18 protein-coding genes, 1 pseudogene and 1 riboswitch are annotated in these 21,835 nt (G+C 68.3%); of the genes and pseudogenes, 6 read left to right on the forward strand and 13 right to left on the reverse strand.

What is annotated here, in order from left to right:
- Window positions 1-16 precede the first annotated feature (16 nt).
- Complete coding sequence (locus ACFQBT_RS17510) at window positions 17-301, forward strand: hypothetical protein (RefSeq protein ID WP_377824681.1); 285 nt, start codon at window positions 17-19, stop codon at window positions 299-301.
- On the opposite strand, the gene ACFQBT_RS17515 is transcribed toward ACFQBT_RS17510, so the two are convergent.
- The 6 genes from ACFQBT_RS17515 to ACFQBT_RS17540 form a co-directional block, all read right to left on the reverse strand.
- Window positions 298-705 (reverse strand): sortase family protein, encoded by a 408-nt coding sequence (locus tag ACFQBT_RS17515; RefSeq protein ID WP_377824684.1) that lies wholly within the window; start codon window positions 703-705, stop codon window positions 298-300. The two genes, ACFQBT_RS17510 and ACFQBT_RS17515, sit on opposite strands and share 4 nt — an antisense overlap.
- Complete coding sequence (locus ACFQBT_RS17520; protein ID WP_377824687.1) at window positions 702-989, reverse strand: hypothetical protein; 288 nt, start codon at window positions 987-989, stop codon at window positions 702-704. The genes ACFQBT_RS17515 and ACFQBT_RS17520 overlap by 4 nt, the downstream gene beginning before the upstream one ends.
- The gene (locus ACFQBT_RS17525; RefSeq protein WP_377824689.1) at window positions 986-7,315 is read right to left on the reverse strand and encodes a DUF5979 domain-containing protein; all 6,330 of its coding nucleotides are present in this window, start codon (window positions 7,313-7,315) and stop codon (window positions 986-988) included. Before ACFQBT_RS17525 ends, ACFQBT_RS17520 begins: the two co-directional genes overlap by 4 nt.
- Entirely contained in the window at window positions 7,266-8,411 is a 1,146-nt protein-coding gene (locus tag ACFQBT_RS17530; RefSeq protein ID WP_377824690.1) for a hypothetical protein, read from the reverse strand. Before ACFQBT_RS17530 ends, ACFQBT_RS17525 begins: the two co-directional genes overlap by 50 nt.
- A 247-nt stretch (window positions 8,412-8,658) precedes the next feature.
- Window positions 8,659-10,848, reverse strand: coding sequence for a heavy metal translocating P-type ATPase (locus ACFQBT_RS17535; RefSeq protein WP_377824692.1), 2,190 nt, complete (start codon window positions 10,846-10,848; stop codon window positions 8,659-8,661).
- 97 nt (window positions 10,849-10,945) lie between these two features.
- A complete protein-coding gene (locus ACFQBT_RS17540; RefSeq protein ID WP_377824694.1) occupies window positions 10,946-12,154 on the reverse strand; it encodes a S53 family peptidase in 1,209 nt (402 codons plus the stop codon).
- A 181-nt stretch (window positions 12,155-12,335) separates the two neighbouring features.
- Here ACFQBT_RS17540 and ACFQBT_RS17545 point away from each other — a divergent pair, with 181 nt between their 5' ends.
- Window positions 12,336-13,112: a thioesterase family protein gene (locus tag ACFQBT_RS17545; protein ID WP_377824696.1), complete on the forward strand. Its 777-nt coding sequence runs from the start codon at window positions 12,336-12,338 to the stop codon at window positions 13,110-13,112.
- Here ACFQBT_RS17545 and ACFQBT_RS17550 read toward each other — a convergent pair.
- From ACFQBT_RS17550 to ACFQBT_RS17570, 5 genes and pseudogenes are all read right to left on the reverse strand, one after another.
- Window positions 12,999-14,123 carry a phosphatase PAP2 family protein gene (locus ACFQBT_RS17550; protein ID WP_377824698.1) on the reverse strand — a complete coding sequence of 375 codons (1,125 nt, stop codon included), beginning with the start codon at window positions 14,121-14,123 and terminating at the stop codon, window positions 12,999-13,001. The two genes, ACFQBT_RS17545 and ACFQBT_RS17550, sit on opposite strands and share 114 nt — an antisense overlap.
- 9 nt (window positions 14,124-14,132) lie before the next feature.
- Complete coding sequence (locus ACFQBT_RS17555) at window positions 14,133-14,717, reverse strand: ATP-binding cassette domain-containing protein (RefSeq protein WP_377825611.1); 585 nt, start codon at window positions 14,715-14,717, stop codon at window positions 14,133-14,135.
- Window positions 14,718-15,139, reverse strand: a pseudogene (locus ACFQBT_RS17560) (ABC transporter ATP-binding protein); the annotation flags it as partial.
- Window positions 15,136-16,731 carry an ABC transporter permease gene (locus tag ACFQBT_RS17565; RefSeq protein WP_377824700.1) on the reverse strand — a complete coding sequence of 532 codons (1,596 nt, stop codon included), beginning with the start codon at window positions 16,729-16,731 and terminating at the stop codon, window positions 15,136-15,138. The gene ACFQBT_RS17565 and the pseudogene ACFQBT_RS17560, both read right to left, overlap by 4 nt.
- 100 nt (window positions 16,732-16,831) lie before the next feature.
- A complete protein-coding gene (locus ACFQBT_RS17570; protein WP_377824702.1) occupies window positions 16,832-17,926 on the reverse strand; it encodes a thiamine ABC transporter substrate-binding protein in 1,095 nt (364 codons plus the stop codon).
- Between the two features lie 18 nt (window positions 17,927-17,944).
- A riboswitch (TPP riboswitch) is annotated at window positions 17,945-18,050 on the reverse strand.
- 89 nt (window positions 18,051-18,139) lie between these two features.
- Between ACFQBT_RS17570 and ACFQBT_RS17575 the strand changes: the two genes are divergently transcribed.
- Complete coding sequence (locus ACFQBT_RS17575) at window positions 18,140-18,592, forward strand: DUF4282 domain-containing protein (protein WP_377824704.1); 453 nt, start codon at window positions 18,140-18,142, stop codon at window positions 18,590-18,592.
- 75 nt (window positions 18,593-18,667) lie between these two features.
- The gene (locus ACFQBT_RS17580) at window positions 18,668-18,955 is read left to right on the forward strand and encodes a DUF4235 domain-containing protein (protein WP_377824705.1); all 288 of its coding nucleotides are present in this window, start codon (window positions 18,668-18,670) and stop codon (window positions 18,953-18,955) included.
- On the opposite strand, the gene ACFQBT_RS17585 is transcribed toward ACFQBT_RS17580, so the two are convergent.
- On the reverse strand, window positions 18,952-19,341 hold the full coding sequence (locus ACFQBT_RS17585; RefSeq protein ID WP_377824707.1) for an ankyrin repeat domain-containing protein: 390 nt from the start codon (window positions 19,339-19,341) through the stop codon (window positions 18,952-18,954). The two genes, ACFQBT_RS17580 and ACFQBT_RS17585, sit on opposite strands and share 4 nt — an antisense overlap.
- A gap of 129 nt (window positions 19,342-19,470) precedes the next feature.
- Between ACFQBT_RS17585 and ACFQBT_RS17590 the strand changes: the two genes are divergently transcribed.
- Window positions 19,471-19,857 carry a YciI family protein gene (locus ACFQBT_RS17590; protein WP_377824709.1) on the forward strand — a complete coding sequence of 129 codons (387 nt, stop codon included), beginning with the start codon at window positions 19,471-19,473 and terminating at the stop codon, window positions 19,855-19,857.
- Window positions 19,854-21,074: an RNA polymerase sigma factor gene (locus ACFQBT_RS17595; protein WP_377824711.1), complete on the forward strand. Its 1,221-nt coding sequence runs from the start codon at window positions 19,854-19,856 to the stop codon at window positions 21,072-21,074. Before ACFQBT_RS17590 ends, ACFQBT_RS17595 begins: the two co-directional genes overlap by 4 nt.
- A 24-nt stretch (window positions 21,075-21,098) precedes the next feature.
- Here the strand turns inward: ACFQBT_RS17595 and ACFQBT_RS17600 are convergent, their stop codons facing one another.
- A complete protein-coding gene (locus tag ACFQBT_RS17600) occupies window positions 21,099-21,608 on the reverse strand; it encodes a hypothetical protein (RefSeq protein ID WP_377824712.1) in 510 nt (169 codons plus the stop codon).
- Window positions 21,609-21,835 lie beyond the last annotated feature (227 nt).

Below are 21,835 nucleotides of genomic sequence, written 5' to 3' on the forward strand. Positions count from 1 at the left end.
CTGCCAGACTGCCGGTATGAGTCGCGTGATGAGCGATCCGGTGCGTACGCAACGGTCGACGAGTACCGCCCTCGAGGTCGGGGCGACGATCACCGCCGCCTGCCTGTCCCTGTTGATGGTCCTGGTGCCGGCCGCAGCCGTACTGCTCGTGGTGTCCATCTTCCCCGGCATCCCGGACGACGTCGCGGATCGGCTACGCCCCCTCCTGCTCGCCGGACTGACCGTCTACGCCTGCTGCTTCGTCGCCGGCCTCGCCTTGCTGAGCCTGGGCCGCGCGGCCCGCCACCACCGGCACTTCTAACCGCTGGACCTGCCGGCACCGGAGGCGTCGCGTTTCGCGAACACCACCAGATTGTCCGCCGCATGCAGGCTGCCCTGCCCGGCGCGTTGAAGACAGGTCACGATCATCAGTTCGTTGCCCCGTTCTTTCCACCGCCCCCACATCCGCTGCGAGTCGACCGCCGCGACCTTGCCGATGATCATCGTCGAGGTCACCGTGTAGCCGACTCCGCCCACCACGACCGGATCGCCGGCCGAGATCACCGCGTGCGAGTCAGCGGGCGCCATCGAGAACAGATAGTTGCCGGGGCTGCGCCCGCCGTAGACCGCGTGCATGGTCACCACGCTCAGCCCTGATGCGGGATCGGCGGGACGTCCGTATTGCCGAATCAGGAAGGCGGCGGTGAACGAGGGCGGGTTGATCACTCCCCCGTCACATCCATCGAATCCAGGGGTACGTCGAGCCCCTGGTCCGGCGCAACGAACCGTTCTCCGGTGGACCGGACGTGTGCAGCCTGCACGTCGGGCGGATCGTCCGGTACGACGATCGCACCGTTCATGTCGGTCAGCCCGCCGTGCGCGGGGGCGGGTGACGCGACGTACTGCCGGATACTCCACCCGGCGACGGCGAGGGCGCCGATCACGACGGCCACCAGGGCCATGGTGATCGCCCGTGAGTGCCGCCGTGCGGCGCCCTGCCCTCTAGTCACTGCTCCTTGCGGCGAAGACGGGACACCAGCGTCGCGGCGGCGCCCGCGGCGATCAACAACGCGATCGCGCCCACGCCCAGCGCCCATCCGTTACCACCGGATCCGACGTGACCACCGGTCGAGACCGACGGCGGCGTTGTGCTCGTCGGAACGGTCGGCGGCGTCGTGGACGGCGGGGTGGTCGGCGGCGTCGTGGACGGCGGGGTGGTGGGCGGCGTCGTCGGTGGTGACGTGGGCGGCGTGGTGGGAGGTGTGGGCGGCTTGGTGAAGGTATTCGTCACCGTGATCGTCAACTCCTGCAATTCATCGGAGGTGCCGACCACGACCGCGTCGTCGTACGAACCGTTACTGACCTCGCTGGAGGTCGCTCCGCCACTGTCGGTTTCCGCTGCGAAGCAGTGCGTGCCCCGCGGCAGCTTGAGTTCGTTGCCGTCGGCGTCCGTCGGGGTCAGCACTTCCCCGCCCTTGATCTCGACCGGGTCGGAGAACAGCGTCACCCGGTCGCCGCCGGGGGTCTCGATCTGGCAGGTGAGCTGCACGGTGAAGACCGTGTTGCGGGCGCTGTCGGCGTCGTTCCCCGCCAGCTTCTTGGCCAGGGCGATGGTCCCGGCGGAGAAGTCGTTGAGGAAGCCCGCCGTCACGACCTGCGCCGCTCCGGAATCGTCCACGTCGGGAATGGTGACCGTCACCGGCGGCGGCGTACTGTCCGCACCTCCGTTGTCCGTCTCACGCACCACACACTGCGCACCCACCGGCAGCGGGGAGAGCACGTCGGACGTCAACTCGGTGCTCGTACCGTCGCCGGTCAGCGTGACGTCCTTGTCGTAAACCCGGGCGCCGTCGAAGGTGCACACGACCGAGAAGACGAAGGGCCCGACCGACGCCTCCGGTGCACCCGGTCCGCCGACCTGCTTGAGAATCTGCAGCCCGCCGGCCCGGTACTCGTTGGTGATGCCCACCGAGACCGGATCCTGGTCGGCCGCTGCGATGACCACGGCCTTGCTCTGGTCCGGGTTGTCCGGATCCGCCGGGTCATAGGTGACCCCGGTCGCACCATGCCGGTCGACCTCACCGACGACGCAGGAGGCTCCGACCAGCGTGTCGACCGTGGTCGTCTCGCCGGGTGTGACGGTGATCTGCTTCGGGAAGCCCGGCAGCGTCCGGCCGTCGGCGGTGCAGGTGACCTGCGCCGTGAAGGACGCCGCGGCGTAGTCCGAGGCCGCTCCCGTGACGGTCTTGGTGACCGCCAGTTTCCCGGCGTCGAAGGTGTTGGTCGCGGTCACCGCGGCGATCTCAGCACCGGAGGCACCGATGGTGACCGTGCCGTCCGCCGGGTCCAGCGAGGAACTGGTCGCCCCTGCGCTGTCGGTCTCGGTGACCGTGCACTGGGCGCCAGTGGCGATGTGATCGACCGACCGCTGCAGCGGCTCGTCGCCACCCAGTGTCAGGTCGGCTTCGTACACCGTGCGCGGCTGCTCTGCACCGCCGGCGTGGTCGTCCAGCGTGCAGACCAGGTGGAAGGTGAACGGTCCGGCACCGTAGGTCGATGCGGCGTCGCCCTGCACCTTCTTGGTCAGCAGCAGGGAGCCGCTGTCGAAGGTGTTGGTGACTGCGGTGGAGTTCTCGGCAGTACCGTCCGGCCCATCCGGTGCGAGCGTGCCGGTACCGGTGGCCGAGGAGTCGTCGCCGGTGGTCGTGGTGTAGGTGACGGTCGCCCCGGTGTAGTCGGACTCGGTGACGGTGCACGTCGAACGCGCCGGCAGGCCGGTGAAGGTGTGCGACTCACCGTCGGTCAACGTCACCTGCATCGGCTTGTCCGCCGAATACCCCGCGGCGTAGACCGGCTTGTCCAAGAAGGTGCACTCGACCGCGACCTGGAACGGGCCGTAGGTGATCGGCGCACCGTCCTGGTCCGTGGCGGTCGTCTCCACGTGCTTGCTCACGACGAGCGACGCGTTGTCGTAGACGTTCGTGAGCGTGATCAGCGGGACGTTCTGCTCATCGCGAGTGATCGTCACGTGCGTCGAGCTGGAACTGGTCTGACCGCTGTCGTCGGACTCGGTGACATAGCAGTCGGCGTTGTAGGGCAGATCCTCGACCGTCACCGGGGTGTTCGGCTTCAAGGTGATCGTGGCCTTGTCCCCGAGGTCGACATCGACGCCTACCGACGTGCAGTGCAGCGTCGCGGTGAAGGTATCCGGCGCGTACTGCGCGGCCGGCCCGGTGACAACCTTCTCCACCTGCACCGGTCCGGTGGCCAACGACACCCCGACCCGCGGAGGCTCGGTGGTCAACGTCGTGTGGACCGTCCCGTTCGAGCGCACCGCCTCGGCCCGGGCGCCGGTGGTGTTGAAGGCGATGGTGTCCGCGCCGGCCGTCGGCGAAAGGGCCGGAGCCGTTTGCGGGATGTCGACGCTGAAACCGCCCAGCGGCGGGATCAACGACTTGCTCGGCGCGTAGATGAACTCGAACGCCGTGATGGACTGCAGGACGTCGGCCGGCAGGGTCGTTCCTTCCGGCCACTCGGTCCACGAGCCACTGGGACAGATATTGGGTTTCACCTGGGTCAGCTCGTCCTGGCACAGGTCGTCGGAGGTCGCGTAGTAGACCCTCAACTGCTTGGAGTCCCCGCTGACCAGGGTGGGTCGACCGGACGGGATCGGTCGCCACTGCGAACCGCGCGCGAGGCTGTTGGTCGAACCGGTGTCGCCGGGCTTGGGCAGTCGGTCGATAGCGACCATACGGTCCTGCTGTTCGTTACCGGTGTTGACGTACGACGCTCGCCAGGTGATCTGGCCGCCCGGCTTGGTGATCGGGACACACGGTGTGCCGTAGAAGCCGTTGGCATCCGGCACGCACGCACCGTGCACCTCCTTCGTCAGAGCCGGGTCCACCATCACTCCGAGCACGTCGGAGTCCTCGGCCTTGACCCGTTTCGAGACGCCGATCGCCGCACCCTCGGCAATGGTGTTGGCGGCGGTTGTCGTGCAAGCACCAGTCGTCGGGTTCAACACCCCGGTGCAGCTGTCCCATGGCCGGTCGGCGGTGATGCCGACGGTGTTGGTGAAGGTCGTCTTCGCCGTCAACCCCGGCCGGGTGAGCACGGAGTAGGAGATGGTGTAGGTCTCACCCGGCTGCAGGATCGAGCCGTTCGGGAACGTGAACGTCAGCGAGGTCGGCGCTCCCTGGGCGTCCGACACCTGTGCCACGGACACGTCCGAAGACTCGGTGGGCAACGCGGTGTCGGCCGTCGACGGCGGCGTGAGGTCGTAGGTGTACCGCTGGCTCTCCGGCGTGTCCGGGTTGAAGACCAGTTGCGCACCCTGGGCGTCGGTCGGCATCGCGTCGACGATCACGGGATTCTGGATCGGCGCCTCGCCGGTGTTCTTGACCGTGACGGTGTAGGTGAACGGCACACCGGGTTGATAGGTGTTGCCCTTCGGTGTCTTCACGATCTGGACCGCGTTGTTCAGGTGCACGTAGTCGATGTGCGCAGCGGCGTCGTCATCAGCGGTGATGGGGTTGCCGTCGCCGTCGAGCGCGGAGCTGGTCGCGACGACGTCGACCTCGTCGCTGGCCCGCCCGGCCTGGGTCTCGCCGGGTGCGGGCGCATTGCCCGTCTGGTCGGTGAGCACCGGCCCGCCGGTGTTGAGCGTGGCGCGGCGGGTCACCGTGAAGGAGACGTTCTGCTTCGGGTTGGCCGGGTTCTCCCAGTTGGCGCCGTCGGCTCGCGTGTAGGTGAATCTCAGACCCTGGACCTGGGCAGGGGTCACGTTGTCGGGCAACACCGGTGTGGTGCCCGCAGTACCGGTCTTCCAGGTGCCACCGGTCAGCACCGGTTTGCCGTCGACGACGCTCCAGGTACCGCCGGTCAGCGCGTCCACCTGCACACGGTCGATCGGCCTGGTGAAGGAGAAATCAGAGAATCCCGTGAAGTCGTACTGGTTCCAGAACGTCGGTGCGTCGTCCTGCACGACCATCTGAACGGTCCGTGCCGGACCTTGCGGCTGACCGCTCAGGGTGACCTTCACCGGTGAATCGTCGCCCTCCACCTGGCTGGTCGGGTTGATCGATTTGCCCGCATCGACGGTCAACGCGCCGGCGACCAGATCGATGCTGGCGGTGTCGTCGGCCGTCGCGGTCTTCGTGTCGCCGGGGAAGTCGACCAGGTCCTGGCCCGTGGTCGTCGCCTCGTTGGAAATGGTGGCGGGAGCGGTCACGGGCGTGCCGTCCGACCGGTGCGTCGGGCGCAACCTGGTGTCGAAGGAAACGGTGACCTTGTTGTGCGCACCGCGGGCTTGGTCGGTCGCCGAGTTGATGCGACCGGTATAGACGATGTCGAAGCCGACCGCGTTCTGGAAATCAGCCGCCGAGGCAGCCAGGGCCTCCGCCCGGGTGAACGTCCGATCGGGAGTGCCGCCCGCGTAGTGCACGGTCACCGTCACGTCGGACGCACCGACTTCCGAGGGCGGGGTGATCGTCGTGAAGCCGGTCAGATCGAAGGTGTCGAACGGTTTGGCGCTCCCGGAGGGCTCACTGATCGTCAGCGTGTCCAGCCGCGACAATGACTTGTTGGTCGCCTCGAGGGTGACCAATCCGGAGGGGTACTTGTCAGTTGCCGTTCCGGGGGCGGGAACACCGAGCGGACCGCCGTCCCACTTCTTGGCCAGATCCACCTGAAGGTTGGCCGGAACGATGGTGATGTCGTCGCTGGCCCGGTCGGAGTACGACGGGGCCGTGTCGCCGGGGAAGTACGCGTCGGCGCCCGCGGTGTTGCTCACCACGCCGGCCTGGTCGGTGTTGAGGTCCGTGGTCGACAGCACCGGGACGGCCGGGGTGTGCCGGGTGACGTCGCGGACCGCGAAGACCGGGTGGATCTTGCGGTTGTCGCCGCTCGAACGCGCAACGCCGGAGCCGACGGCCGGTGTGCCGGCAGCACCGGTGCGATGGGTGTCCGACTCCACGTAGGTCAGCCGGAAGGCGGTGGCCTCAGCGCGTTCGGCGGCGGTGAGGGTATACCCCGGGAAGGTGCCGTCACATGCTGCGGGGCAGGGGTCGCCGGAGGCGGCCACCCATTGGCCGTTGATGTAGAGCTCGACGCTGGCGACCTGGTCGTACTTCAGCAACGGGTCGTCGGACGCCGTGATGGGGTCGATCCGGACCAGGTCGAAGGAGTCGTAGACCGAGTTCTTGATCGGCTGGCCCGGGTCGGGCACATCGCTGATGACGACCTTCTCGAAATTGGAGAAACCGCCGGTCGACCAGTGCAAGGTCGCTCCGCGCTCGTCGCCGGAACGCTCGGCAATGTTGGCCGGATCGTCCCAATCCTTCTGCAGCAGGTCCGCCTCGCCCGGGTTGACGTGGTGCAGGTCCACGTCCGCACAGCCCTGCGAGTGCGCGGGTTCACTGACGGTCGGTGCGCTGCCGTCGGTGCCGGCACAGTTGCTGACCGTCGCGTCCTCATTGGGTACGCCGGGGCGGACCTTCGAGGTGAAGTTCGGGGAGAACGAGGTGCCGGGCGGGAAGCCGGTGCATCCGGCGGCAGGGGTATAGACGAACTGCAGGCCGTGCGCGTCGATGTTCGAGGGCAGGGCGCCGGAGAACCGCTGCGGCCCTTGGAGGTCCGTCATGCCCGGCACGGGCTGCCAGGAGGTGCCGTTCCAGTAGTTGACCGTCAGCTGCACACACTCGCTGATCTCGGTGTTGTCCACCGAGGTGGGACGGAACGTGTCGAAGAAGTTCGGAGCAACCGTCGGGTCTTCGGGGTCCTGGACGACCACCTTCTGCGCATTGACGGTGGAGTCCGGGAAGGCCTTGATGGTGCCGGTCAATCCGGTCGTGACGTCCTGTCCGGGGAGCGCCGGAACGTCGTCTGGGGTGATCCGTTTGGTGGTGGAGGTGGTGAGGCGGTCGGCCAACGTCACCAGCGACGCATCATCGGTCGCCGGGTCGCTCTTTGCTCCGTCCAGGCCGGTCTGCGCGCTCACCTGGTTGTCATGGGTCAACGAATCGGCGCTCTGGCCGTGGTCGGTATCGACCGTGAACGGCACCGTGGCCTCGGCGCCCGCATCGATGGTTCCGGTGAAGGTCACGGTGAAGCCGGTCGGCTGGCAGCCGGCGGGCGGGCCGGGAAGGGTGTCGGTCGTCGTGGTCGTCAGCGGGTCACCCGAGCAACCGGGGCCGGTGTAGGTGATCGAGGCCCCGGTGGCTCCGGCCGGCCAGGTGACGCCGTCGGTGAAACCGGCGAAAGTCAGCGGGTTATCACCTTCGAAGGGGTTACTGGCCCCCGTGGGCTCGGTAATCGTCAGCGAATCGACCCGGGACATTGGAGGAGTTGGTCGCGCCGATGGTGACGGTGCTGGGGTCTCCGGCGTGAACGGTGTCCGGATCGAACTTCTTGGTGACGTCGGCGCTGAGGTCCGGCGGGGTGATCACGTACGTGTCGTCGGCGGGGTCGGACGTCGCGGTCGTCCCGTCGGCTGTGGTGACGGTGGTCTGCGCGTCGTTCTTGACCGTGACCGGGCCGGTCAACTCGGTGACGTTGTCCCGTTGTTCGACGTTCACCGGGATGGTTGCGGTTGCCCCCGGGGCGATGCCGTCACCGGTGGTGTCCGTGAATACATACCGCAGGCCTTCGACGTCACTGGGGTCGACGCCGGCCGGCAGCTGCGCCGGAGGGCCGGGAGCGCCCTCGACCCACTGGCCGTTGACGTAGGCCCACACCACGACCTGGTCCGCACCCTTGGGCATGGTGACCTCACCCAGCGGGGCGGTGACGCCGAGGTAGGTGAACGGGCTGGGGGAAGCAGTCGGGTCGACTGGATCCTGGACCACGAGCTCATGGACGGGCACATTGGACTGGTTCTTGCCGGTGAGCGTCACTGCCGCCGCTGTGCCGGGCTTGGCGGACGCACCGGACGGCTCGATGGTCTTGGTCGTTTCTGCGCCAAGTTTGGTTTGGACCACCGGCGTCACGTCGGCCGAAGCGGACTGCTCCGTCGCGTTGTCCGCGGTCGAGGTAGCCGTGTTGGTGATCGTGGTGCCGTTGATGCTCGCGGGTGCGTCCGGCGATAGTCTCACCGGGATCGTGATCGTTAGCGTGTCTCCCGACTTCAAACCCGTCTTGCCGCCACCCAGGGCTTGATTGACGTCCACCGTCACCACGTTGTCGGGGCTGACGGTCACCGTGGACGGCTGGTTGTCCGCGGTGGGGTCGCCCGCCAGTTCGATCCATTCCGGCAACGGGTCGGTCAGGACGTAGTTCTCACAGCCGCCCACCGCTACGGACGAGCACGCCACGGTGATCGTGTAGAGGAACTCGGTACCCGGCGTCAGCTCGCCGTCGACCTGGGCCGTCTTCGACATCTGCATGGTCGCGGTCGGGTCGGCCGCTGCCACCTGCGGTGCCGTCGCGAGGCTCATGGTTGCCACCAGGGCCACCACTAATGCCATCGCGGCAAGAACCCGCGTCGCGATCGCGTGCCTGACCCGTTGTACCGCCATTGCGCTACTTTCTCTGGTTCCTCGACTGCTCCGTGCGACACCCCGAGGGGTGAGCCGCCGGGCTGAGACTCGCACAGTCAGATCAGGGTGTCCACCTGTGTGATAACCGATACATAGGTTGTGCACATGTATTGCATCACCGAGTCACCCCGGCCACAGGAGCTCACTATCTGAACCGGCGTAGCCGCAGCGAGTTCAACACCACCAGAACCGAGGAGGCGGCCATCGCGAAACCTGCGACCATCGGCCCCAACCGCCCGGACATCGCCAGGGGCACCGCCGCGAGGTTGTAGGCGAACGCCCAGCCGATGTTCTGCCTGATGACGCGCAAGGTCGCCCGGGACAACCGCACCGCGTCCACCGCCGCGACCGGATCGGTCCGCAGCAGCGTCAGATCCGCCGCGTCGGAGGCGACGTCCGCACCCGAACCCATCGCGATGCCTAGGTCGGCCGTCGCCAGCGCGGCCGCGTCGTTGACGCCGTCGCCGACCATTGCCACTTTCTGCCCCTGCTGCTGCAGCGCCGACACGTGCGCCGCCTTGTCCTGCGGCAACACCGCGGCATGCACCTCGTGGATACCGAGCTGCCGCGCGACCGCTTCGGCGACGCCCCGGTGATCGCCGGTCATCATCACCGGGCGCAATCCCAGCGCCTCGAACCCGCGGATCGCCGCGACCGAGGTGGGCCGGATCCGGTCCGCGACGCTCAGCACTCCGCTCACCTGACCGCCGACCGCGAGGACCACCGCCGTGCGGCCGAGCTCAGCTTCGGCATCCACCCGCCCGTGCACCAGGGCAGGTACGTCGATCCCCTGCTCGCGCAGCCAGCCCACCCGGCCGAGGAGCGCCGGCCGTCCTTCGACCACACCGCCGACACCGGCACCGTCGTAGCTGCGGAAGTCCTCGACCGGCGAAAGACCCGCGGCGTCGCGGCTGATGGCGGTCGCGATCGGGTGGGCCGAGTCCTGTTCCAGGGAGGCGGCCACGCGGCGTACCTGCTGCTCATCGCCATCGGCGGCCCAGACGCCGACCAGGCTCATCCGTCCGTCGGTCAACGTGCCGGTCTTGTCCAGCACGACGGTCCGGACGGCGTCGGCCTGCTCCAGCGCCTGCGGACCGCGGATGAGGATGCCCAGTTGTGCGCCGCGGCCGGTTCCCACCAGGAGCGCCACGGGAGTCGCCAGGCCGAGGGCGCACGGGCACGCGATCACGAGTACGGCGACCGCGGCCGTGAATCCACGGGTCAGGTCACCGCCGATCAGCCACCACCCCAGCAACGTCGCGAGCGCCAACAACAGGATCACCGGCACGAAGACGCCGGCGACCCTGTCGGCCAGCCGCTGGACGGAGGCCTTGCCGGTCTGCGCCGTCTCGACCAGAGCCGCGATCCGGGACAACTCGGTGTCCGCCCCGACGGCGGTGGCGCGAACGCGCACGCTGCCGCCGGCGGCGAGGGTGCCACCCACCACGTGATCACCCGGCCCGACCTCGACCGGCACACTCTCGCCGGTGACGGCGGAGGCATCGACGCTGGCATGCCCGTCGATCACGACCCCGTCGGTGGCGACGCGGTCCCCCGGGCGGACGCGGAAAACGTCACCGATCACCAGCTGTGCCAACGGAATCGTCGATGCGGCGCCGTTGCGCTCCACCAGCACCTCGTCGGCCTTCAACCGCAGGAGCCCCTGCACGGCGGCGCCGGCGACCCGCTTGGAACGCGCCTCCAGATAGCGCCCGAGCAGCAGGAAGGCCGTGACACCGGCGGCCGCCTCGAGGTAGATGGCATCGGCCGCCTCCTGCGGCTCGACCACCACCGAGAAGTGATGGTGCATCCCGATCATGCCGGCACGACCGAAGACCATGGCGTAGACCGACCAGGCCAGCGCGGCCAACGTGCCGACCGAGACGAGGGTGTCCATGGTGGCGGTGCCGTGCCGCAGGTTCTGCCACGCAGCCCGGTGGAATCCCCGACCGCCCCAGAGCACTACCGGCACCGTCAGCGCCAGCGCCACCCACTGCCAACCGAAGAACTGCCATGCCGGGACCATCGAGAGCGCGATCACCGGCAGGGCCAGGACCCAGGTCGCGATCAACCGCCGGCGAAGACCGGCCGTCTCATCGACCGGCGGTTGCGCGGGCTGCGGCAGGGACGCGCCGTAACCGGCGGCTTCGACGGTCTGGACCAGTTGCTCGACCGGAACGTCGGCGGGGGCGTGCACACTCGCCGTGCCCAAGGCGTAGTTGACGCTGGCCTGCACACCCTCGAGCTTGTTGAGCTTCTTCTCGATCCGCATCGCGCACGAGGCGCACGTCATCCCTTCGATGTCGAGGCGGATGTCCTGATCAACGGCGGCCATGTCGCCATCATACCCCCAGGGGGTATGACAGGAGCGGGCAGGTGCCGGCCCCGCAGCATGAGCGCTCGCTGCAGGGCCGGCGTGGGTGCGGGTCAGCTCAGAAGGCGCTGACCCCGTTCGGGGTGCCCAGACCGGTCGGGCCGTCCCAGCCGGATCCGGCGGTGCACCAGTAGTCACACGAGCCGTTGGAGCCGGAGGTCACATCGAACAGGCCCGATGTCGCTGCGTAGGGCTTGGTGTTGGCGTAGCCGGAGGTGTTGCCCGACAGCGCGTACACACTGGCGACGATCGGCGAGGACAGCGAGGTACCGCCGTACTGCGCCCAGCTCGATGCTGTCGCGCTGGTCGGAGCGTAGACCGCGAGCCCGGTGTTCGGGTCGGCGACCGCGGACACGTCCGCCATGGCCCGCCCCGCACAGTTGGTCGTCGCCGAGCTCTGGCCGGCCGGGGCGGCGTTGTACGACGAGCAGCCGGATCCAGCGTCGCTCCACGCCGATTCGGTCCAGCCGCGGGAGTTCGACGAGGAGTTCAGCGAGGTCCCGCCGACCGCCGTGACGTACTGCGAAGACGCCGGGTAGCTCGCGCCCTGGTAGCCGTCGTCACCGGTCGAGGCGGTGACCGCGATGCCGGAGTGCTTGTAGTACTTGGCGTAGGTCGAGTCCCTGGCGTCCCCACCGCCGTAACTGTTGGAGATGGCCACGACGCCAGACTGCTTGGCGGCAGTGTTGACCGCTGTCCCGAGGTTCGCGAACGACGCCGTCTTCGCCTGCACCAGGACGATCTTGCAGTCCGGGCACGCGGCGGAGACTGCGTCGAGATCGAGTGCCTGCTCCTGATCCCAGCCCACGTTGGTCGCGGGCAGCGAGGTGGTCGAGCCGGTCTGGCTGATGATCTTCAGACAGCCGTTCGCGATGGTGCAGGCCGACAGACCGAACTGCTTGCGGTAGACGCCCAGGTCACGTTCGGCGTTGGGATAGCCGTACGCATCGACGATGGCGACGGTCCGCCCGCCCGACTTCACGCCGGAGAGCTTGTAGGCGCTCTGGATGTCCGACGGGGTCTTGCCCGAGATCGCCTTCGGGGTGATCGCTGCGCCGCGAGCGTTCACGGACTTACCGGTCGCGGGGTTGGTGAGGTGGATCGCGAAGCACGACGCATAGCCGGCCTTGGGGCTGTTAGAGCAGGAGTGGACCTGGGTGACGGATGCCTTCGCGGTGGTGACCGCGTCAGCTGACGGCAGTGCCGCGCTCATCGCTGCGGCGGTAGCCAGAGCGAACAGCGTGGCGGCCATGGGGGTCTTGCGCATAGTGATGGTCTCCTCGGGGGAAAGGGGATTGGTGGCTTCACCCTGTCGGCGCGTGTCGCCGCTGCGCCATAATTCCCAGGGTTTTCCCAGGTTGTCCGGCGGATACCGTGCCGAACTGCTTACCGGTCGTTTACCGACTCCGCACGGGATGCTGGAAAAGGCCCCGCGTAACCTCGCGACCGTGAGCTACTACGAACGCGTCAGTGCCGACACGTACCGGCCCACGCAGCACGTGCAGGGTGCGTGGAACGACCACGAGCAGCACATGTCTCCGGTGGCCGGCCTGATCACTCATGCCATCGACGGCCATGCGCACAACCCCACGGTCCAGATGTCGCGGATCAGTTTCGAGATCCTCGGCCTGATCCCGCTGGCGGACACGACCGTCGTCGTCGAGACCATCCGGCCGGGCCGGACCATCGAGTTGATCGAGGCCACCGCGATCATCGAGGACCGGCCGCGCATCCGGGCGCGCGCCTGGCGGCTGGCGATCAGCGACGACGTGGCCGACGTCGCGGGGGTCGAGTTGCCCGGGATGGCAGGAGGGCCCGCGCAGGGGGCTCCCTACGATCCGCTGACCGAATGGAAGGGCGGCTTCCTCGCCTCCATCGAGACCGTGGCATTGCCGGGCGGCCGGTCGGGCCGGCGGCAGGTCTGGGCGCGCACCCCGCATCCCGTGGTGGCCGATGAGTCGGTCAGCCCTACCGCGGCCGCCATCGCGCTGGTCGATCTGGCCAACGGGATAGCCACCCGCGTCCGGCCCACCGACATGATGTTCCCGAACGTCGACCTGACGATCCACCTGATCCGTCAGCCCGAACCGTCGTGGGTCGGGCTCGATACCTCAGTCTCGTTCGGCACCAACGGTCTCGGCCTCACCTCGACCACTCTGAGCGACGAGTCCGGACCCTTCGGACGCGCCGAGCAGGCCCTCACCGTCCGGCACTTCCCCCGCTGATCGCCGGCGTCGCCACCACCGGTCGGCCCACCACCAGAACGTCGTGACCGCCAGCGCCGCCAGCACCCCGGCGATCTCATCGATCGCGTAATGCTCCCCGGAGTACAGGAGGGTGAAACCCATCATCGCGGGGTAGAGCAGCAACAGCGGGCGCAATGAGCGGCGCACGGAAGTCCAGAAGAACAGCACGGCCAGGGTCGCGAACGCCATGTGCAACGAGGGCATCGCCGCGACCGGGTTGGAGCGATCTTGGCCGTCGGACAGCACGTCCTGGGCGATACGTAACCCCATGAACCGGAAGCCGTCACCGTTGGCGCGCAGCACAGTCCATCCCGGGATCAGGCCCTGCTCGGCGGCCAGCCAGGGCGGAGACATAGGGAACAGCAGATAGGTGCTCAACCCGACGACGGCCAGACTCACCACGGCGCGCACCCACTTCAGGAACCGGCTGCGGTTCCAGATCCACAGCGCGACCGCGACCATGGGGGTGACGACGAAGTGCGACATATAGGTCAGCGTCACCGGCACGGCGATCCAGCCGATCGGCCCGTCGGACCGCAGATGCTCCTGGATCCATTGGCCGGGCAGGGTGCCGCCGAACAACCATCGGTCGGCCTCGATCGGGAAGGTGGAGTGCAGCGGCATTCCCAGCGCGTTGGTCGCGCCCTGCATCGGATAGCCCAACACGTCGAGTTGCCCGTTGAACCGACCCGCGAAGCCGTAGCTGTAGTCGTACGCCAGCAGCACCCCCTCGAACGGCAGCCAGGCCAACAGCGTCAGCCGCCAGGCCCGCCAACCGCGGCCGATGCACAGCACGGACAGCCCGGCGACGATCCACAGCGTCATGCCGACGCGGTCGAGGGGAATTCCGACGAAGATGCAGTACGTCGCGAGCACCGCGAGGTACGCGCCGACCGCCAGCCGGCGCAACGAGGCCAGATCGAGCCGGGCTGACACGCCGGATTCCAGGGCAGCTTCGTCCACGAGGTCGCGCTCCCCGGAGATAGCCACCGGTGGATTCTAGGTGGCCGCCCTGTGAACATTCAGAAAAGCGATCCGTGCGGGCACCAGGTCGACGCCGACCCGGGCGCCCTGCGCCGGTGGGACATCCGCGGTGACCGGTAGCCGCCCGAGCCCGGGCAGGTCCACTTCGAGGCTCACCTCGTCCGCGCCGTACGCCGAGGCACCGGCAGTCCCGGCGAACTGGCCGATCCCGCTGCTCACCCGCAGCGCACCCCGCCGCAACGCGACGGGTCCGTCGCCGGGGACCTCGAGCGCGCGGCGTACGTCGATCGCCGCCTGCCCGGTCAGCACCGTGCGATAGCCGAGGAAGCGAGCGGCCTCCTCGTCGACCGGTTCCCGCCACAGGTCGGCCACCTCGCCGTGCTGCACGACCCGGCCGGCGCGCAGCAGCACCGCGTCGTCGGCGAGCGTGAAGGCCTCACCGTGATCGTGCGTCACCAACAAGGCGGTGGTCCCGGTGGAGAGCAGGATCTGGCGCAGGTCCACTGCCAGCCGCTCGCGCAGGTCGCGGTCGAGGGCCGACAGCGGTTCGTCGAGCAACAGCAGACGCGGCTGTGCAGCCAGCGCCCGGGCCAGGGCCACGCGTTGTTGCTGACCGCCGGACAGGGTCCGGGGGATCGGTCGGCGAACCCGGCAAGCCCGACGATCTCGAGCAGTTCGGTAGCCCGGGTGGCCGCGTTTCGCCGCGAAACACCCTGGCGTCGTAATGGATAGGCGACATTCGCGGCCACGGACAGGTGCTCGAAGAGCTGGCCGTCCTGGAACATCAGGGCGAATCCGCGTCGGTGGGTCGGCACCCGTGAGACGTCCTGACCATCGAAGGCCACCTCGCCGCCATCGGGTTGTTGCAACCCGGCGATCACCCGCAGCAGCGTGGACTTGCCGCACCCGGACGGGCCGAGCACGGCCAGGATGCGCCCGGTCGCCACCTCGAGGCTGACGTGATCGAGCGCCTGGGTGTCACCGAACGCGACGCTGACGTCACGCACCTCAAGACCGTTCACACCATCGTCCGTCCGCCGAACCGGTCCACGCCCGCCATGATCGTCCCCGTCACCGCGGCGAGCACGACGGACGCGGCCAGTGCCATCCCGAAGTTCGCCGCACCCGGGTGGCCGATCAACTGGTAGATCGCGACCGGCAACGTCGGATCGTCCGGCCGGGCAAGGAAACTCGTCGCGCCGAACTCACCCAGGGAGACCGCGAGCGCGAATCCAATGGCCGCCAGGAACGGTCGCCAGGCGGCGACCACGTCGACGGTGATCGCCACCCGCACCGGTCCGGCGCCGAGTGCTGCCGCCGCCTCGCGCTGCCGTTGGTCGACGTTGCGCAACGCGGGAGCGAGGGTGCGCACGACCAGCGGGAGCGCCACCATGGCCTGAGCCACCGGGATCAACCAGACGCTGTCCCGGAAGTCGAACGGCGGCCTGTCCAGGGTGATCAGGAAGCCGAACCCCACGGTCACGGCGGAGATGCCCAGCGGCAGCATGAAGACACCGTCCAGCAGACCGACCAGCCGGCGAGCCGGCCGGGACCGGGGCCTGCGCGACACCAGGACAGCGACGATCAGACCGAGCACGACGGCCAACACGGTGGCGTCGATGGCGATCCGCCACGACGTCGACAGCGCCTGCCACACCGTCACCGGTAGCGCGTTGTCGCCGGTGACCACCGTGAGGTTGCGGTAGTTGGCCAAGCTCCAATCCCCTTGCACCTGAAGCGACCTGATCAGCAGCGTTGCCAGGGGAGCGATCACCAGCAGGACGCTGAGCACCAGGGCCGCCAACGGCCCGGTGTCCCCGCGACGGATCCGGGCCGGTGTGGGCGGGCGGTTGGCCGCGCCGTCGCGGCGGACCCGCCCGACCAACGCCAACAGGACCAGCACCATCACGAACTGCAGGATCGACAACACCGCAGCCCCTTGCAGGTCAAGGAAGTTGGTGGTCAGCAGGTAGATCTCGGTTTCGATGGTCGAGTAACGCACGCCGCCCAGCGTCAGCACGACACCGAACGCCGTGGCGCAGAAGAGGAACACCACGCTGGTGGCCGAGACGATCGCTGGCCGCAGCGACGGAAGGGTGATGGTGCGGAAGACCTGTCCCGGGGTGGCGCCCAGGGACGCCGCGGCCTGCTCCGGTCGCGGATCGAGGCCCGCCCACGCCGTACCCACCACGCGGATCACCACGGACAGGTTGAAGAAGACGAGGGCGGCGATGATCGCGGTGGGGGTGCCGTCCAGTCCCAGGAACCCCAGCGGGCCGTTCTCGGCGAGCAGGGTCCGAAAGGCGACGCCGACCACCACCGTCGGCAGCACGAACGGCATCACCAGCAGCCCGCGCAGGATCGTCGCGCCCGGAAGACGCAGGCGGTAGAGGCAGTACGCCGCGGGCACGCCGAGGGCGACCGTGATCACCGTGCCCGTCACCGCCGTGAACAGCGTGAAACCGATGACCTTGGCCGTCCGGGCGCGGGTCAGCACCTCCCACGCCCCCGCCAGATCCCAGACCCCGTCCGGTCGCAGACCCCGGCCGATCATGCCGGTCACGGGCACAAGGAAGAAGACGACGAGGAAGGCCAGGGGTACGGCGGCCAGCACCCCCAGCCGACGAACTTCCCCACTTTTGGAACGGGATTCACCCGATCCGACGCGCGACGCGTGGATCCCGTTCCAAAAGTCCGCGGGGTAGACGGCATCGCTAGGAGGTCACGTCCTGCCATTCCCGCAACCAGGTGTCGCGGTTCTTGGTGATCTCGCCCGGGTCGACGTTCAGCGGCGTGGCCGGGACCTTCGCGGCCTGCTGCCACGCGGCCGGCAACGGGATGGAGGTGTCGACCGGGAAGACGTACATCGCCTCGGGCAGCGCCTTCTGGAAGTCCTCGCCCAGCATGAAGTCGATGAATGCCTTTGCGCCATCGGGGTTCTTGGCGCCGGCCAGCACACCGGCGTATTCGACCGACTGGAAGCAGGTGTCCAGCAACGCCGAGGTGGTGGCCTTCCCGTCCTTGATCGTGTCAGCCGGTGAAGTGTTGTAGGACAGCACGATCGGCCGCGACCCGTTGCCGCCGCCGGCGGTGTAGTCAACGCTCCACGCGTCGCTCCAACCGCTGGTCAACTTGGTGCCGTTGGCCATCAGTTGCTTCCAGTAGTTCTGCCAGCCGTCGGTGCCGTACTTCGCGATCGTCGCCAGCAGGAAGGCCATCCCTGGGGAGGAGGACGAAGCGGCCGGTGTCACGAACTGGTTCTTGTACTCCGGTTTGACCAGATCGGCGAAGTTCGCCGGCGGGGTCTGGCCCTTCTTGGTGAACCACGCGTCGTCGACGTTGACGCAGACGTCGCCGAAGTCGATCGGCGTCAGATCCTTGCCACCGTCACCGGTCAGCGCGAACCGCTGCGCGCTAGCGGGCAGGTTCTTGGCTGAATACGCCTGTATCGCGCCGGAATCCACGACTCGGGTGGCGAACGTGTTGTCGACGCCGAAGGTGACGTCGCCGGTGGGGTTGCCCTTGGTGAGGACCAGCTTGTTCGCCAACTGCCCGGCGTCGCCGTTGGCGATGACCTTCACGGTGTAGCCGGTCTGTGCAGTGAACTTCGCCAGCAAGGCCTTGTCCGCGACCCACGAGTCGTGGGTGACCAGCGTGACGGTGGTGTTCTTGACGGTGCTAGAACCACTGCCTGAACCCGTGGCGCCCGGGGTGGATCCGCCGTCGCCGGAACTGCTCAGCGAGCACCCCGCCAGGGCGAGGGCAGCGACCACGGCCGCGATCGACGTACGGGCATAACTAGGTGACATTGACGTCCTCCTCGGCCATCGAGAAGGGGCTCGACTTCCTCCACCGGTACTAACCGGATCAGGTTCGAGGGTCTGCGGGCTGCCCCGCACTCTCAGCGCCTGGTGCGCTCCCCTGTCGTGGAATCAAGGGTAGCGCCCGGCGTGGCGCAGGCCCGCACGCACAGTCCCTTGACAGTCTGGACGCACCCATCCGGTACCGACGATCGAGGTCTCATGTCTGAGCAGCCCCCGCCCCAGGACCCCTACCAGCCGCCGAACCAGCCACCGCAGCAACCGGACCAGCCGCCCTACCAGCAGCCGCCGGGATACCAACAGCCCTACCAGCAACCGATCGACCCGGCCGCAGCGCAGTACGGCGGCGGCCTCGCGGCACCGCAGAACGATCTGAGCGGCGGTCTGCGATCGCTGTTCGACTTCTCGTTCAACACCTTCGCGACGCCCAAGATCGTGCGGATCGTCTACATCGTCATCACGATCGTGATCGCCCTGGCCTGGATCGGGGCGCTGATCTCGACGCTCGCCAATGGCGAATGGCTCGGATTCTTCGTGGTCCTCATCTTCGGCGCACTGGTGGCTCTGGTCTATCTTGCCCTCGCCCGCATGACGCTGGAGTTCTACTACTCGGTCGTCCGGATGTCGGAGGACATCCACCAGAGACTGCGCTGAACCCCACTTGGGGTGCGCTCGGTCCGGCTAGTGTCGGACCAGGATCACCCGCTCACCCTGCAATGAGGAGACAGCATGAAGGGCATCGGCTGGAAGTTGGTCGCGATCGCCAGCGGCCTGGTGGCCTCGCAGATCGCCAAGGTCGTCACGAAGGGCGGCTGGAAGGCCGTCACGGGCAAGCCGATGCCGGTGGCTGCGAAGGATCCGTCGAGTTCGGCGGCTGAGGCGCTGGCATTCGCCGGCGTTTCGGCCGCCGTCATGGCGATCACCAGGACCTTCGTCGACCGCAAGGCAGCCGGTCTCTACGAGAAGTCCACCGGTCACGCACCGCCGCCGGTGGAAAAGCTGCGCGAGGAGGACTAGCGCAGAAGCTCACCGCGGCCGAACATCTCGGCCGTCTGAGCGGCCGAGGGCGACCCGGCGTGGATGTCGGCCCCCGCCTCGAGCAACCGCCACACCACGGTGTCCTCACCCTTGAATACCGCTCCGGCCAGCGGCGTCTGGCCGCGGTCGTTGCGCCGGTTGACGTCAGCGCCCCGCTCGACGAGCGCGGAGACGGCGGCAACGTGACCGTGGTAAGCGGCCAGCATCAGCAACGTGTTCCCGGCCGCGTCCGTCAGATCGACCGGAACGCCGTTGTCGACGTACGCCGCGAGCCGGGTGGCGTCTCCCTCGCGCGCGAAGTCGATACAGGCGTGCGCGATCTCGACCAGCTCGGGGGCCGGCTCGATGCGCGCTGCGTCACTCACGAAGGTAAGCCTAACCGGGACGAGCGCGACTGGCGACCTCTGCGTTTTCGCGGATCCATCGACGATGTCGTATCCGGGCCGTCTCGTTCGTGGAAAGGATGTAACCAACCACCACAAGGAGTGATCCCGATGCCCAGGTACTTGATGTCCGTCTACGGTCCGGCCGAGCGCGGCGACTACGGCGCCTACCCGTCCAAGGAGGACATGCTGCAAGCGTTCGCCGACACCGGAGCCTTCAACGACACCCTCGTCGAGAAGGGCTACTTCGTCTTCGCCGACGGGTTGGAGCCGGTCGCGACCGCCACCACCGTCGACGGCCAGGGCGCGACCGCGGTGTTTCAGGACGGTCCCTACCTGGAGGCCAAGGAGCACCTCGGCGGCTTCTGGGTGATCGACGTACCCGACCTGGACGTCGCGCTCGACCTCGCGGCGCAGGGCTCCAAGGCCTGCCGCGGCACGGTCGAGGTGCGTCCGTTCCAGACGCAGGAGTCGATCGAGGCCATGCTCGAGCGGTGAGCGCAGCCGATGAAGCGATCACTCGCGCCTACCACCACGAGTGGGCGCGAGTGGTTGCCGGCCTGGGCCGGCGCTTCGGTTCGCTCGACGTGGCCGAGGAGGCAGCGGCAGAGGCGTTCGCCCGCGCCGCCGAACGCTGGCCGACCGACGGGGTGCCGCCCAACCCGGGCGGCTGGCTGACCACGACCGCCACCCGGGTCGCGCTGGACCGGGTGCGCCGGGAGTCCCAGCGCGATGCCAAACAGCAGGCGGCCATGATGACGTACGACGACTCACCGCCCCAGCCGGCCGACCCGTTCGGCGACGACCAGCTCCGATTGATCTTCACCTGCTGCCACCCGGCGCTGGCGATATCGGCCCGGGTAGCGCTCACGTTGCGGTTGATCGCCGGGTTGACGGTGGCCGAGATCGCGGCCGCTTTCCTAGTGCCGGAAACCACGATGGCGCAACGGATTACGCGGGCCAAGGCCAAGATCAAGAAGGCCCACATCCCCTACCGCGTGCCGTCGGATCTCGACGAGCGGCTGCCCGGCGTGCTTGCAGTGATCTACCTGGTCTTCAACGAGGGGTACCTGGCCAGCGACGGGGCGTCGGCGGTGCGGATGGACCTGTGCGACGAGGCGATCCGGCTCGGTCGTCTGCTGCACGCACTGCTGCCCGGCGATGGTGAAGTGACCGGACTGTTGGCGCTCATGCTGTTGACCGATTCCCGTCGTGCCACACGGGTTTCATCCGATTCTCTGGTCACCTTGGCCGAGCAGGATCGTGCGCTGTGGTCCACCTCGTTGATCGACGAGGGCACGTCCTTGGTGCGCTCGCGACTGGCGGCCGTCGCGGCGGGTGGACCGGCGCCCGGTCGCTACCAGCTGCTGGCAGCGGTGAGCGCTGTGCACGCCAACGCCCCGTCAGCTGCGCGGACCGACTGGTCCCAGATCGTCGCGCTCTACGACCGCTTGCTGCGGCTCGACCCGTCACCGGTCGTTGCTCTGAACAGGGCCGTCGCGGTCGCCGAAATCGACGGTCCCGCCGTGGGATTGGCCCTCATATCGGACCTGCCGCTGGACGTGTATCACGCTCTCCACGCAACGAGAGCGGACTTCTTGCGCCGCCTCGGACGTGCCGCCGAAGCGGTCGCCGCCTACAACCAGGCGATCTCCTTGGCCGCCAACCCGGCAGAGCGGGCGTACCTCACGCGCCGGCGTGATGAATTGAGCTGACACTCGCGGTGCGGGTGGCCGGGGTCAGCAGTCGTGGTCGACCTCGCCGGCCGGCTCGGCGGTGACCCATAGGTCCCAGTGGCCGGCCCCACCGGGCACCTGCGGGCTCAGAATCGCGAACTCCGCGTACGGATTCGGGCCGATGGGTTCGTACCGGTGCTGACCGGCCGGCGGCTGCACAGACGGCGGCCCCGAGACCGGATCATCGTCCTGCGGGACCATGTGCCATCGCGCGGCCGACAACCGGGCCTCCACATCTGCCGGCACCGCATCCGGTCCGTCGAAGGTCACGTCGACGGTCGGTCGGGTCCAGCCGGCAGGGCCGCCGTCGCATCCGCCGGTCCCCCACCGGCTCTTGTCGACGGAAACCACGACGTGCGACGCATCAGGCGGGGTCAGGCCGGCCGCTGCGCCACGGATCGCGGCGAACCGGTGACCGCCCGGATCCGGATCCCCGCGGCCGATCCCGACAGCGGCCAGTCGACCGGAACCGGCCGCCACCGCAGCCGCTGCCAGGAGCACGACACCGGTCACGACCGCAGAGCGTTTGAATCGGGGCGCTGTGCGGTCGGAAGGAGTAACCATGACGCTCTCTCGGGTACGACTCGGGAGCCGGACTATTCCACTACGAAGCCGGCCAGGGGCCATCCCACGCAGCACTCAGAGGCAACTGCCAGGGAACTGTCAGGAAATTGGCACGAGCTGCCGTCGAGGGCGATACGGACGCCCAAGGACTCAGGGACCTGCACTGACGAGCGATC

It is taken from the genome of Branchiibius cervicis, assembly GCF_042661605.1.
In the GTDB taxonomy this organism is placed as follows: Bacteria; Actinomycetota; Actinomycetes; order Actinomycetales; family Dermatophilaceae; genus Branchiibius; species Branchiibius cervicis.